We start from the raw sequence: 14,001 nt of genomic DNA, 5'->3' as shown, positions 1-14,001 counted from the left end.
GAACCGCTGGTCAAGCGGCGACGATTCCCGTTTCACCGACCGATAGATCGCGGCGACGCGTGGTCGTGAATTGCGACGCCTAGCTCTCAATGCAAGCCGGCATTTCAAGACCGGCCACACTTCAAGATTTCGAGATGGAGGAGAACCATGACCCGCGAGCCGATTACGCGCCGGGAGAAACTCGGCTTCGGCATGGGCGATGCTGCGAACAATATGTCGTTCGCTGCCGTCGTCATGTATCTGTCCTATTTCTACACCAACATCTACGGCATATCGCCAGCGGCGGTCGGCACGATCTTCATATCCATGCGGGCGATCGACGCGATCACTGACCCCTTCATGGGCATGATCGCCGACCGTACGCGCAGCCGCTGGGGCCGATTCCGGCCTTATCTTCTATGGTTTCCGCTGCCGCTTACGGCCAGCTGCATCCTGATGTTTACCACGCCCGACTGGGGCAATACCGCCAAGGTGATCTACGCCGCGGGCACGTACTCGGTGATGTCGCTGCTGTACACGGCTGTGAACATCCCCTACTGCTCGCTCGGGAGCGTGATTACCGACGACAACCAGGAGCGTGTCTCCTGCCAGTCGTATCGGTTCGTGATGGTCGGCCTCGTCTATATCTTCCTGACCACCTGTGTACTGCCCCTGACTCAATTCTTCGGCGGCGGCAACGATGCCACCGGGTTTCAGATCACGATGACGATCATCAGCGTGGCGGCGCTGGGCATGTTCATGTTCTGTTTCAGCAATGTGCGGGAACGGATCGTGCCGACTCACGAAAAACGACGTTCGTTTCGAGCCTCGCTGGCCAGCGTCGTGCGCAACCGGCAGTGGCTGATCATCCTGGCGATCACTTTCTTCGAAGCGCTGCAGTTCTTCGTGCGCCAAGGAGCCGCCATCTACTACGCGCAGTATGTGATGGGGTTCGGCACGACGCTGATCTCGGTCTTCATGACCGGCGGCGTGGTCGCCAGCATTCTCGGCACCGCGACCTCCGGCTTCTATACACGTCGACTGCAGAAGAAATGGGTGTTCTGCTTCAGCTCGTTGCTGTTGGCGGGATTCTCCGTCGTGCTCTACCTCGCGACCGGCACCAGTCCCGTGCTGATGGGAGGCCTGTTCTTCATCATCAATTATCTCCACGGCATCGGCGCGCCGATCTCCTGGGCGATGATGTCGGACGCCGACGACTACGGCGAATGGCAGAGCGGCGAAAAGAACACCGGGACCACCATCGCCGGCAATCTCTTCTTTCTCAAGCTCGCGCTTGCAATCAGTGGCGGCATCACGGGCTACTTGCTGTCGCTGGGCGGCTATCACGCAGACGCTGCCCAGCAGGGCGACTCGGCGATCTTCGCGATTGTGCTGCTGCTCACCCTCATCCCCGCTGCGGTCAACGTCCTTCTGGCCGCTGCGATCTGGGCCTTCAAGGTCGACGACCGGCTGGTGGCGCGAATCCGCACCGATCTGAATACCGCCTCGTCCGACACGGACCCGAGCGACTATGGCGATCTGGCCTACGATTCGCCCGGACGCTGAAACCCACCACAGCGACACAAAACACTGTAAACAGCCTTTTCGAGGAGTTCGAGCATGCAAGCGAAGATTACGGCCCATCCGCGATTCATCCGGGCACGCATCGATGACCGGCTCTATGGTGCCTTTATCGAACATCTCGGCCGCGCGGTCTACGGCGGCATCTACGAGCCCGATCATCCAACGGCGGATGCCCGTGGCTTTCGCACCGACGTACTCGATCTCGTACGCGAGATCGGCGCGCCCGTGGTGCGTTACCCTGGCGGCAACTTCGTGTCCGCCTACAACTGGGAGGACGGCATCGGGCCGGTCGAGCAACGCCCCACTCGGCTCGATCTGGCCTGGCACACGCGCGAGTCCAACGAAGTCGGCATCCACGAGTTCGCCGACTGGTGCGATGCCGCCGGCATGGACATGATGCTGGCCGTCAATCTCGGCTCGCGAGGTATCGACGCCGCCCGCAATTTCGTTGAGTACGTCAATCATCCCGGCGGCAGTCACTGGAGCGATCGGCGTATTGCCAACGGTCGGGCCGAGCCCTGGAACGTCAAACTGTGGTGCCTCGGCAACGAAATGGACGGGCCGTGGCAGATCGGACACAAGACGGCTGACGAATACGGCCATCTGGCCAACGAAACCGCCAAGGCGCTGCGCGCCTTCGATCCATCGCTGGAACTGGTGGCCTGCGGCTCGTCCAACGCCGAGATGCCAAGCTATCCCGAATGGGAAGCCAAGGTGCTCGATCGCTGCTACGAGTCGGTCGACTACATTTCCCTGCACATGTATTTCACCAACTACGCCGACGATGTGGTCGACTATCTCGCCCTGTCGGAAAAGATGGATCGGTATATCGGATCAATCGCCGGGGTGATCGACTACATCAAGGCCAAGAAGCGATCGCGGCATCAGGTCGCAATCTGTTTCGATGAGTGGAACGTCTGGTACCACAGCACCGAACAGGACAAGAAGGTGCTGGAAGGCGATGACTGGCCATTCGCCCCACCGCTGCTTGAGGATGTCTACAACTTCGAGGATGCCCTGTTAATCGGCTGCGTTCTGAACACGCTCATCCGCCGTGCCGATCGGGTCAAAATCGCCTGCATCGCCCAGCTGGTCAACGTGATCGCCCCAATCATGACGGAGACTGGCGGCCGCGCCTGGCGCCAGACCATCTTCTACCCCTACTACTTCGCAGCACGCTATGGTCGCGGTGTGGTGCTCGACCTGGACGTCGAGGCCCCCCGATACGACACCACCGACGAACGCAACGTGGCCGCACTCGACATCACCGGAGTGCACAACCCGGACGAGAGCACGATCACTTTTTTCGCCGTCAACCGATCGCCTGACGACGCGCTCGACATCGACCTCGATTTGAGAGCTTTCGGCTCGATCGGGCTGATCGAACACCAGGTACTGCGCCACACCGATACCAAGGCCTTCAATACGGCCGAACGACCGCACGAGGTGGCCCCGGCGCCCGGCGAGGGAATTTCCTGCGATAGATCGCGCCTCACCGGCCGTATCGAGCCGCTGACCTACCACCTGATTCGGGTCGAAGTTTGCGCTGATCAGCCGTGAACGAGCGCCAGCCGCAACGAAACGGCAGAGCGCCACCGGGACAATCGTTCCCAGGCTCGCCACGATGCTCGCCACATCAAGCGAGCCCCCTGCATTAAAACGAAAGTCTATGTTGAACATATCTCCAACATGTTTGACATTAGTTGTCTGCTACAGGAGTTAGATGATGAGCGACGGACAGAACGGTAATCCCAAACGCCGATCCCAGGCCTGGTTCGGCGGCCACGACCGCGACGGCTTCCTGCACCGAAGCTGGATGAAGAACAGCGGGCTGCCCGACGATGCATTCGACGGCCGGCCGGTGATCGGGATCTGCAATACTTTCTCCGAATTCACCCCGTGCAACGCGCATTTCCGGGGTCTGGTCGAGCACATCAAGCGCGGCATTCTGGATGCCGGCGGCACGCCGCTGGAATTTCCGGTGTTCTCCTGCGGCGAGACGCTGCTGCGCCCGACCGCCATGCTGTTCCGCAACCTCGCGGCCATGGACACCGAAGAAGCCATCCGCGCCAACCCGATGGACGGCGTGGTGCTGATGTGCGGCTGCGACAAGACCACGCCCTCGCTGATGATGGGCGCGGCCAGCTGCGATCTGCCCACCCTGGTGGTTTCCGGCGGGCCCATGCTCAACGGCCGCTTCAAGGGGCGTCAGCTCGGCTCCGGCACCGACGTCTGGAAGTTCTCCGAGGACGTCCGCGCCGGCAAGATGTCGCTGGATGATTTTCTCGCCGCGGAATCCGGCATGCATCGCTCGGCCGGCCACTGCATGACCATGGGCACGGCCTCGACCATGGCCTCGATGGCCGAGTCGCTGGGCATGGCGCTGCCCGGCAACGCGGCCTTTCCCGCGGTGGATGCGCACCGCAACCGGCTTGGTCGCATGTCGGGCCGGCGCATCGTGGAAATGGTCGAGGAAGACCTCAAGCCGTCCAAAATTCTCACCCGCAACGCGTTCGAGAACGCGATCCGTACCAATGGCGCGATCGGCGGCTCGACCAACGCCGTGATTCACCTGCTGGCGCTCGCGCGCCGAGTCGGCGTCGACATGCATTTGTCCGATTGGGACAAACTCGGCCACGACGTGCCGTGCCTGGTGGATCTGATGCCGTCAGGGCGTTTCCTGATGGAGGATTTCTGCTATGCGGGCGGGCTGCCGGCGTTGATGAAGCAGATCGAGGATCTGCTGCATACCGATGCCCTGACCGTGAACGGACACACCATCGGCGAGAACCTGGCCGACGTCGAATGCTTCGACCACGAGGTCATCCGCAAGCGCGACAATCCGGTCAACGAACGCGGCGGCATTGCGGTGCTCAATGGCAACCTCGCCCCCGACGGCGCCGTGCTCAAACCGTCGGCGGCCACGACCGAACTCATGACCCATCGCGGCCGGGCCGTGGTGTTCGAATCGATCGAGGACTACAAGGCCCGTGTAGACGATCCCGATCTGGATATCGACGAAACCTGCGTCATGGTGCTCAAGGGCGCCGGGCCCAAGGGTTACCCGGGCATGGCCGAAGTGGGCAATATGCCGCTGCCGACCAAGATTCTGGAAAAAGGCGTGCGAGACATGGTACGCGTATCCGATGCTCGCATGTCGGGCACCGCGTTCGGTACAGTGGTGCTGCATGTCTCGCCCGAGTCGGCCGCCGGTGGTCCGCTGGCCCTGGTCGAGAACGGCGACATGATCGAACTCGACGTCGACAACCGTCGACTGCATCTGGATGTGGACGACGCCGAACTCGAGCAACGCCGTAAGCGCTGGCAGGCCCCGCCGCCGGCGATGGACAGCGGCTACCAGAAGCTGTACTTCGATCATGTACAGCAGGCCGATCTCGGCGCGGACCTGGATTTCCTCGGCGGTTGCCGCGGCGCGGACGTTCCGCGGGAAAACCATTGATCGGTCGGCCATGAGTCAATCCGCGATCTATCCCAGTCTCGAGGGCCGGACGGCATTCGTCACTGGCGGCGGCAGCGGCATCGGGGCCGAACTGGTGTCCGCCCTGGCCCGCCAGAAGGCGAACGTGCATTTCGTCGATATCGACGAGGCCGCCAGCCAGGCCCTGGTGACCCGCCTCCAGGCGGAATCGAACGCACACCCGGTGTCGTTCACGCCCTGCGATATCCGCGACGTCGACAAGCTGCAGGCCACGATTCACGACATCGAGGCTCGCCACGGCGCCATTCGGGTGCTGGTCAACAACGCCGCCAGCGACGACCGCCACGATTGGCAGTCGGTCACGGCCGACTACTGGGACGAGCGCATGGCGATCAACCTGCGGCCGCAGTTCTTCGCCATTCAGGCCGCCGCCCCCGGCATGGCCGAGGCCGGCGGCGGCTCGATCATCAACTTCGGGTCGATCAGCTGGAAGGTCGCGCTCGGCGGCATGCCGGGTTATACGACCGCCAAGGCGGCCATCCATGGTCTGACCCGCGGCATGGCGCGCGATCTCGGCGAATCGAATATCCGGGTCAACACCATCATCCCCGGCGCGATCATCACCGAGCGCCAGCTCGATAAGTGGATCACGCCCGAGGATGAGGCGCGCATCCAGGCCAATCAATGCCTCAAGCAACGACTGCTGCCCGAACACGTAGCGCCCACGGTGCTGTTTCTCGCCGCCGACGACAGCGCCGGTTGCACGGCCCATGAATATTTCATTGACGCCGGCTGGGGTTGATATGGATTTGATCGAATTGTCCGATTGTCTTCCCGAAGATCTCGACCGCGCCGTATTGCTCGGTCGCGTGTGGCGTACGGCGCCGATCGATGGCCCCGCGCTGATCGCCGTGCGTGGCGGCGAGGTCGTCGATATCAGCGCGCACGGGCCGACCATGACCGACCTGCTCGATCGCGACGACCTGCTGGATATCGCGGTCCAGGCGCCCGGCGAGAAACTCGGCAACGTACGCGACTGGCTCGCCCAGTCGCTGGAAACCGATTCCGGCGAGCGTCTGCTCGCGCCGGTGGACCTGGCGGCGGTCAAGGCCTGCGGCGTGACCTTTGCCGTCAGTCTGCTCGAGCGCGTGATCGAGGAACAGGCCGGCGGCGATCCGGCCAAGGCCGCCGAGGTCCGTACCCAGCTGCACGAACTGATCGGCGAGGATCTGTCGCAGATCGTGCCCGGCTCCGAAGCCGCCATGGAACTGAAGAAGGCGTTGATCGAACGCAACGCCTGGTCGCAGTATCTCGAAGTCGGCATCGGTCCGGACGCCGAGGTGTTTTCCAAATGCCAGCCAATGGCGGCGGTGGGTTTCGGCGCCGAGGTCGGTCTGCATCCGTCCTCGGCCTGGAACAATCCCGAGCCGGAGATCGTGCTGGCGGTGGATTCCACCGGCCGGACCCGGGGTGCGACGCTCGGCAACGACGTCAACCTGCGCGATCTGGAGGGCCGCAGTGCCCTGCTGCTGTCCAAGGCCAAGGACAACAACGGCTCGGCATCGCTCGGCCCGTTCATTCGCCTGTTCGACGAGCATTTCGATATCGACGACGTCCGCGCCGCACGCGTGCGGCTGGTCATCGAGGGCGCCGACGACGGCTTTCGCCTCGACGACGCCTCCGACATGCGCGAGATCAGCCGCGACCCGCTGGATCTGGTCTCGCAGGCGCATGGTTCGCATCACCAGTATCCGGACGGCTTCGTGCTCTATCTCGGCACGATGTTCTCGCCCACCCTCGACCGCGACGGCGAGGGGCAAGGCTTTACCCATCACATCGGCGATCGCGTAACCATTGCCACGCCGACGCTCGGCGCGCTGGTCAATCGGGTGAATCGCAGCGATGCGATCCCGCCTTGGACCTTCGGCGCACGGCGTCTGTTCGAACATCTTGCACGCGGTCGTCAGACCGCGTCGCCATCGCTCGACAACGCTTTCAATCAGGAGTCATCCATGCCCGAAATCACCGGCCAGCAATTCATCGGCGGCACCCGCGTGGCGGCCGGCCAGGATACGCTTGCGAGCAAATCGGCCGAGGACAACACCCCCTACAAGCAGGACTTCTTCGAAGCGACGCCCGAGGAAGTCAGCGCCGCTGCCGAAGCCGCGCACGACGCCTTCGATACCTTCGCCACCACCGATCCGGAAACCCGCGCGGCGTTTCTCGAAGCCTGTGCCGACGAGATCGAGGCCCTCGGCGAGACGGTCATTCGTGAAGCCATGCGCGAGACCGCCCTGCCCGAGAAACGCCTGACCGGCGAAGTCGGCCGCACCACCGGCCAGTTGCGCCTGTTCGCGAAAGTCCTGCGCCGCGGTGATTATCTCGGCGTGCGCATCGATACCGCCACCGACGCGGCGCCGGATCTGCGCCAGATGCAGCAGGCGCTCGGCCCGGTGGCGGTGTTCGGCGCCTCCAATTTCCCGTTCGCCTTCTCGGTCGCCGGCGGCGATACCGCCTCGGCCTTCGCCGCCGGCTGCCCGGTGGTGGTCAAGGCCCATCCGGGGCATATGGTCACCTCGGAGATGGTGGGCAACGCCATCGAGGCGGCGGTGAAAAAATCCGGCATGCCGGCCGGCACTTTCAATATGATCTTCGGCGGCATGGTCGGCGCGCAGTTGGTACAGGAACCGGCAATCAAGGCAGTCGGCTTCACGGGCTCCAAGACCGGCGGTCGGGCCCTGTTCGATCTGGCCTCGCAGCGTGAGGAGCCGATTCCGGTCTATGCCGAAATGTCGAGCGTGAACCCGATGTTCATGCTGCCGGAAGCGATCGCGGCCCGCGGCAACGAACTCGCCGAGGGTCTGGCCGGCTCGGTCTGTCTCGGGGCCGGCCAGTTCTGTACCGGGCCCGGGGTGATCATCGGGGTGAAGTCGCCCGCGATGACGGCCTTCATCGAAACCCTCGGCGAAGCGCTCAAGAACAAGCCGGGCCAGGTGATGCTGAACCACGGCCTGCTGGACAACTACCAGCACGGCGTGGAACGGCTCAAGGGCCTGAACGGCGTACGGGAAGTCGTGGCCAGCTCCGCCGCATCGAACCAGGCGGCGGCGCGGCTGTTCATGGCCGACAAGTCGGTGTTGTTCGACGACGCCCAGCCGTTGATGGAAGAGGTGTTCGGCCCGAGCACGGTGGTGGTCGAGTTGGACAGCGCCGATGAGCTCGAGGCCGCCGCACGGGCGATCAACGGCCAGCTGACGGCGACGGTGACCGGCGACGACGCCGAGATCGCCCGGCACCAGCCACTCGTCACGGCCCTGTCGCGGCGCGCCGGCCGGGTGTTGTTCAACGGCTTCCCGACCGGCGTGGCGGTCAACGATGCCATGGTGCACGGCGGACCGTACCCGGCGACCACCGATTTCCACAGCACGTCGGTGGGCACGCTGGCGATCAATCGCTATCTGCGTGCGGTGTGTTTCCAGAATGCACCCGCCGCAGTCCTGCCGAAAGCCCTCGCCGATGGCAATCCGCTGGGCATCCGGCGCCTGGTCAACGGCGATATGACCACCGCCGGCCTGTAGGCTAACGGGAGCACACGATGCAGTTGATTCAATACGAAACCGTTTCCGGCCAGCGCCGTGTGGGCGTGGTGGATGCCGATCGCGTCAGCACGATCGCCGAGACCGCCAGCGTACGCGAACTCGCACTGGCGGCGATCGCCGCCGGCCACGGTCTGGCCGCCGAAGCCGAGGCCCGCGGCATGGCCGATGGCCTGGACAGCCTGGAGGCGTTACTGGCGGCCGGCCGCGTGCTGCCGCCGCTGGATCATGACGATCCGGCGCATTGCCTGATCACCGGCACCGGGCTGACGCATACCGGCAGCGCCGATACGCGCAACGCCATGCACCAGGCCGGCCAGGCCCAGCCCGATCCGGACAAGCTCACCGACTCGATGAAGGTGTTCAACTGGGGGCTCGAAGGCGGCCGCCCGGCGCCGGGGCAGCCCGGCGTACAGCCGGAGTGGTTCTACAAGGGCGACGGCCGGATCGTCGCCCGCCCGGGCGGCGAGATTCCGGCGCCGGATTTCGGCAAGGATCTGGGCGAGGAGCCGGAGATCGCCGGGTTGTACGTGGTGGCCGATGACGGCACCCCATGGCGGGTCGGCTATGCGCTCGGCAATGAAACCTCGGACCACGTCACCGAACGCGAGAACTATCTCTATCTGGCGCATTCCAAGCTGCGCTATTGCAGCTTTGGCCCGATCCTGCTGACCGGTGAACTGCCGCAGTCGGTGGAAGGCATGAGCCGCATCCGGCGCGACGGCGCGGTACTGTGGGAAAAACCCTTCCTCTCGGGCGAGGCGCATATGTGCCACAGCCTCGAAAACCTCGAGTACCACCACTTCAAGTATCGACAATTTCTCGGCGCGGGTGATGTGCACGTGCATTTCTTCGGCACCGCCACGCTGTCATTTGCCGACAATATTTCCACCCGCGCCGGCGACGTGTTCGAGATTGAGTCACCGATCTTCGGCGCACCGCTGCGCAATACCGTGGGCAGCGCCCGACCGGCGCTCGCCCCCGGGGCCGTTCAAGTCCTGGACTGACGAGCCCCACCCCAAAAAAACGGCGGCGCCATGCGCGCCGTCGATATAACAAAAGTTCGTCTTCGCCTGAAAAGGCGTTATTCGCGACGACAACACGGAGGAGAAGACCATGACACATGAATCAAAACTCGCCCGAGGCCTTGGGCTGGGGGGCAGGGCCACCGTACTGGCGGCCCTGCTGGTCGCCGGCCCGGCCCTGGCTTCCAATGACAGCAGCAGCGCGAGCAGCGACAGCGGTAGCCAGAACTCGCATCTGGCCGTCACCGAAAGCGATTTCGGCAAAACGCCACAGGGGCAACAGGTCAAGCGTTACCGGCTGACCAATCGAAATGGTATGTCGGTGGACATCATTACCTTCGGCGCCCGCGTTCAGTCCATCAAGGTCCCCGACAAGGACGGCAACGTAACTGACGTGGCGTTGGGCTTCGATAACGTCAAGGGCTATATCCAGAACAACCCGTATATGGGCGCGACCATCGGGCGATACGCCAACCGCATCGCCAATGGCCAGTTCACCCTCGACGGCCATACCTATAACCTGCCGAAAAACAACGGCCCGAATACATTGCACGGCGGCCCCGAGGGGTTCCAAAAGCAGGTCTGGCAGGCCAAGGAAATCCACCCGCACGGCACGGTCGGGGTGGAGATGACCTACCTGTCGCCGGACGGACAAATGGGGTTCCCGGGCGATCTCGTGACGACGGTGCGCTATACGCTGGATAACGACAACGATCTGCGGATCCACTATTCGGCGGTCAGTGATAAAGACACGGTGATCAACCTCACCAACCACACTTATTTCAATCTGGAAGGTGCAGGCAGCGGTCCGATCCTCAACGAGGTCGCGATGATCAATGCCGATAAGTACAGCCCGATCGACAAGACCGAAATTCCGCTCGGCAAGGCCCGTTCGGTCAAGGGCACCCCGTTCGACTTCACCACCCCGCACACCTTTGGCGACCGCATTCACGCCAAGACCACCCAGCTGATGCGCGCGGAACCCAGCCAGGGCGGCTATGACCATAACTGGATCCTGAACACCAACGGCAATCTCGACGAATTGGCCGCCCGGGTCACCGATCCCAAGTCCGGCCGCGAGCTGGAGGTCTACACGACCCAGCCGGGCGTTCAGGTCTATACCTCGAACTTCATCCACGGTAAATACGAGGGTAAAGGTGGCAAGACCTATCACCACTGGAGCGCCTTCACCATGGAGACCCAGCATTATCCGGATTCGCCGAATCACCCGTCGTATCCGACCACCGAACTGAAAGCGGGCAAGAAGTTCACGTCCACTACTATCTTCAAGTTCCTGCCCGAGTAAAGTCAGCGGCGATCGGCCGGCCGCGACCCGCGGCCGGCCGATTCTGGCCCTGGCCAGGAATACATGCGTCAAACCGGAGGAAGAAAAAAATGAGCGATTCATCAGACCACAACGACAAAAACATCGACGTCAGCCGTCGCCGAATCCTGCACGGGGCCCTGAGCGGCGGCGCCGGCCTGGCCGCGCTGACCGGAATGGGGATTTCACCTGCGGCGTTCGCCGCGGGCAAACACAATACGAACCTGCCGAATCATCCGAAATACAAGTTCGTATTCATCAACCATGTGACCACCAATCCGTTCTTCGTGCCGACCCAGTACGGCGCCGCGGATGCCTGTGCGGCCTTCGGCTGTACCTATCAATGGACGGGATCGCAGAAATCGGAGGCCAGCGTCATGGTCAACGCCATGGACGCCGCGATCTCTTCCGGCGTCGACGGTATCGCCGTGGCGCTGGTCGACCAGCACGCGTTCAACAAGCCGGTCGATCGCGCGCTCAAGGCCGGTATCCCGGTGGTCTCCTATAACGCCGATGTCAACAACGATCGGCTGGCGTATATCGGGCAGAAGTTGTTCGATGCAGGCAAGGCGCTCGGCCAGCGGATCGTCGACGAAGTCGGCTCGGGCGACGTGGTGGGCTTCATCGCCACACCGGGCCAGCTCAACATCCAGCCGCGTCTGAACGGCGCCAAGCAGGCGATCAAGGAGTCCGGCAAGAACATCACGCTGCACGAGGTCGCCAGCGGGCCGACGGTCAACGAGGAGTTCTCCCGCATCGAGTCGTTCTATCTCGGGCACCGCAACATCAAGGGCATGTTCGCGGTCGATGCCGGCAGTACCGAAGGTGTGGCCAAGACCATGAAGAAGCACAATCTGGCCCAGAAAGGCATCAAGGCCGGCGGCTTCGACATGCTTCCCGGCACGCTCGACGGCATCGAGAGCGGCGATCTCAGCTTCACCATCGACCAGCAGCCCTACCTGCAGGGCTTCATCCCGGTCATGGAACTGTATCTGTATCAGCTCTCGGGTGGGCTCAGCGGTATCGCCAACGTCAACACCGGCCTCAAATTCGTGACCAAGGACAACGTCGGTGAGTACCTGAACACCAAGAGCCGTTTCGAGGGCAACTCAAGCAAGGAAAAAGTCCTGTCCCGGTCCGGCCCCATCTCGAGCTGAGTGTAAGTGTAATCTATGGCAAAACAATCCAAAGCTGATCCGACGCATCGACCGAAGGGGCGGTCCGATGAAGCTGCACGACGCCAGAGTTTCTGGCGTCGTGCGGTCATCGCCACATTCGCGCGTCGCGAAGCCAGCATCGTCATTGCGGGCATCCTGCTCGCCATCTATTTCCAGTCCACCACCGGTGGCATTTTCCTCTCGCACGACAATATCGGCACGCTCGGCCAATACACCGCGGCGACCGCCGTTCTGGCAGCCGGGGAGGTGCTGGTTCTGATCAGCGGCGAACTCGACCTGTCCGTGGGCATGGTCTATGCGATGGCGCCGTTCGTGATGTTCTACGCCCACGGCGCCGGCATCCCCGTCGTGGGCGCGATCATCCTGGCGCTGCTGGCCTGCGGCGTAGTGGGCCTGCTCAACGGCCTGATCACCGAAGTGCTCAAGATCCATTCGTTCGTGACCACGATGGGCATGCTGTTCCTGCTCAACGGGTTCACGCTGACCATCTCCGGCGGCTATCCGGTCCAGCCACAGGCCGGGGCGTTCGTAACCACGATCTTCGGTGGCAGCCCCTTCGCGCAACTTGGTTGGGCTCTGCTCATCGCCATCGTGTTCCAGTTCATCCTCACACGCACGCGCTGGGGGCTGCATACGATCGCCGTCGGCGGCAACCTGAACGGGGCGACCGAGGCCGGCATCAAGGTGACATTCGTCAAGATCCGTAATTTCACGGTCTGCAGCATGCTCGCCGGCTTCGGCGGCATTCTGGACAGTTTCCAGACCGGCTCGATCACGCCGTTGGCTGGCGGTACTCAGATCATGTTCATGTGCATCGCCTCGGCCGTCATCGGCGGCACCCTGCTGGCCGGCGGTGTCGGCACCATCATGGGCGCATTCTTTGGCGCAGTGGTCATCGGCATGCTCAAGGACGGCTTCACCCTGGCCGGTGTCTCGGCCTACACCTTCGACATGATTCTGGGCGGCGCGATCCTCGTGACCATGATGGTCAACGTCCATGTCGGCCGCTTCAAATACTTCTTCAAATTCTTCGGGAAGCAATCATGACGGAGAACAACCAACCATTGCTGCAGGTCGAGAACGTAGCCAAGGAGTTCGGCCACGTCACCGCCCTCGAAGAGGTCAATCTCACAGTCGGCAAGGGCGAAGTGCTGGGCCTGCTCGGCGACAACGGGGCCGGCAAGTCGACGTTGATGAAAATCCTCTGCGGGCTTCATCAACCGAGCCGCGGCCGCATCGTCTACGACGGCAAAGAGGTGCGCCTGCCGTCGGTCACATACGCGCGATCACTGGGCATCGACTGCGTACATCAGGATCTCGCGCTGATCCCGCAGCTCAATGTCTACCACAACATGTTCCTGCAGCGGGAATCGCTTAAGGGCGGCCCCCTCGCGATCCTCAATAACAAGCCGATGCGTGACAAGGCACGCGAAGCATTGCTCGATATCGGCGTCAACATTCCCTCGGTGGACGTCCCGGTCGAACAGCTTTCCGGCGGCCAGCGGCAAGCAGTCGCGGTCGCGCGTTCGGTCTACTCGAACTCACGCCTGCTGCTGCTGGACGAGCCGACCGCCGCCATGGGCGCCAAGGAGGGGGCGATGATCCTCGATGTGATCAACCGGCTTCGAGCCAAGGGCGAGGTCTCGATCATCATCATCGCGCACAACTACGGCCAGATCTTCGACGTCTGCGATCGTGTCAATCTGCTGCAGAACGGCCGTATCACCTTCAACAAGGCTACCGAAGACACATCGGTCCAGGAGCTGACCGATATCGTGGTCAACGAATATCGCAACGCCGCCAAGCAAGCCAACGCCTGAACTGACGGTCCGGCCCGCGCTTGCCGCGGGCCGGGGGCTTTGGAAAAATGCCCGGT

Annotated in this window: 10 protein-coding genes; all 10 read left to right on the top strand. The window is 62.9% G+C overall.

Annotated elements, in window-relative coordinates:
- Positions 1-147: 147 nt before the first annotated feature.
- The 10 genes from SALB1_RS12665 (at position 148) to SALB1_RS12620 (ending at position 13,945) form a co-directional block, all read left to right on the top strand.
- Positions 148-1,545, top strand: a complete 1,398-nt coding sequence (locus SALB1_RS12665) for an MFS transporter (protein WP_109994195.1) — start codon at positions 148-150, stop codon at positions 1,543-1,545.
- Positions 1,546-1,599: 54 nt separating this feature from the next.
- The gene (locus tag SALB1_RS12660) at positions 1,600-3,123 is read left to right on the top strand and encodes an alpha-N-arabinofuranosidase (RefSeq protein WP_109994194.1); all 1,524 of its coding nucleotides are present in this window, start codon (positions 1,600-1,602) and stop codon (positions 3,121-3,123) included.
- A gap of 166 nt (positions 3,124-3,289) precedes the next feature.
- A complete protein-coding gene (gene araD, locus SALB1_RS12655; protein WP_109995421.1) occupies positions 3,290-5,023 on the top strand; it encodes an L-arabinonate dehydratase in 1,734 nt (577 codons plus the stop codon).
- A 10-nt stretch (positions 5,024-5,033) separates the two neighbouring features.
- Complete coding sequence (locus SALB1_RS12650) at positions 5,034-5,804, top strand: SDR family NAD(P)-dependent oxidoreductase (RefSeq protein ID WP_109994193.1); 771 nt, start codon at positions 5,034-5,036, stop codon at positions 5,802-5,804.
- Between the two features lie 1,210 nt (positions 5,805-7,014).
- The gene (locus tag SALB1_RS19955; protein ID WP_109995420.1) at positions 7,015-8,580 is read left to right on the top strand and encodes an aldehyde dehydrogenase (NADP(+)); all 1,566 of its coding nucleotides are present in this window, start codon (positions 7,015-7,017) and stop codon (positions 8,578-8,580) included.
- A 17-nt stretch (positions 8,581-8,597) separates the two neighbouring features.
- Entirely contained in the window at positions 8,598-9,605 is a 1,008-nt protein-coding gene (gene araD1 / locus SALB1_RS12640) for an AraD1 family protein (protein ID WP_109994192.1), read from the top strand.
- A 109-nt stretch (positions 9,606-9,714) separates the two neighbouring features.
- On the top strand, positions 9,715-10,929 hold the full coding sequence (locus tag SALB1_RS12635; RefSeq protein WP_109994191.1) for an aldose epimerase family protein: 1,215 nt from the start codon (positions 9,715-9,717) through the stop codon (positions 10,927-10,929).
- Between the two features lie 89 nt (positions 10,930-11,018).
- Positions 11,019-12,104 carry a sugar ABC transporter substrate-binding protein gene (locus tag SALB1_RS12630; protein WP_109994190.1) on the top strand — a complete coding sequence of 362 codons (1,086 nt, stop codon included), beginning with the start codon at positions 11,019-11,021 and terminating at the stop codon, positions 12,102-12,104.
- Between the two features lie 15 nt (positions 12,105-12,119).
- Positions 12,120-13,172 carry an ABC transporter permease gene (locus SALB1_RS12625; RefSeq protein ID WP_109994189.1) on the top strand — a complete coding sequence of 351 codons (1,053 nt, stop codon included), beginning with the start codon at positions 12,120-12,122 and terminating at the stop codon, positions 13,170-13,172.
- Positions 13,169-13,945, top strand: coding sequence for an ATP-binding cassette domain-containing protein (locus SALB1_RS12620; RefSeq protein ID WP_109994188.1), 777 nt, complete (start codon positions 13,169-13,171; stop codon positions 13,943-13,945). The genes SALB1_RS12625 and SALB1_RS12620 overlap by 4 nt, the downstream gene beginning before the upstream one ends.
- Positions 13,946-14,001: the final 56 nt, after the last annotated feature.

It is taken from the genome of Salinisphaera sp. LB1, from assembly GCF_003177035.1.
GTDB lineage: Bacteria > Pseudomonadota > Gammaproteobacteria > Nevskiales > Salinisphaeraceae > Salinisphaera.
Note: the sequence above shows the minus strand (reverse complement) of the source record. Positions and strands in the feature narration are given on the sequence as shown.

Coding starts and splice junctions, on each gene's coding strand:
- SALB1_RS12665 (WP_109994195.1), top strand. CDS start 148: ATGACCCGCGAGCCGATTACGCGCCGGGAGAAACTCGGCTTCGGCATG.
- SALB1_RS12660 (WP_109994194.1), top strand. CDS start 1,600: ATGCAAGCGAAGATTACGGCCCATCCGCGATTCATCCGGGCACGCATC.
- araD (WP_109995421.1), top strand. CDS start 3,290: ATGAGCGACGGACAGAACGGTAATCCCAAACGCCGATCCCAGGCCTGG.
- SALB1_RS12650 (WP_109994193.1), top strand. CDS start 5,034: ATGAGTCAATCCGCGATCTATCCCAGTCTCGAGGGCCGGACGGCATTC.
- SALB1_RS19955 (WP_109995420.1), top strand. CDS start 7,015: ATGCCCGAAATCACCGGCCAGCAATTCATCGGCGGCACCCGCGTGGCG.
- araD1 (WP_109994192.1), top strand. CDS start 8,598: ATGCAGTTGATTCAATACGAAACCGTTTCCGGCCAGCGCCGTGTGGGC.
- SALB1_RS12635 (WP_109994191.1), top strand. CDS start 9,715: ATGACACATGAATCAAAACTCGCCCGAGGCCTTGGGCTGGGGGGCAGG.
- SALB1_RS12630 (WP_109994190.1), top strand. CDS start 11,019: ATGAGCGATTCATCAGACCACAACGACAAAAACATCGACGTCAGCCGT.
- SALB1_RS12625 (WP_109994189.1), top strand. CDS start 12,120: ATGGCAAAACAATCCAAAGCTGATCCGACGCATCGACCGAAGGGGCGG.
- SALB1_RS12620 (WP_109994188.1), top strand. CDS start 13,169: ATGACGGAGAACAACCAACCATTGCTGCAGGTCGAGAACGTAGCCAAG.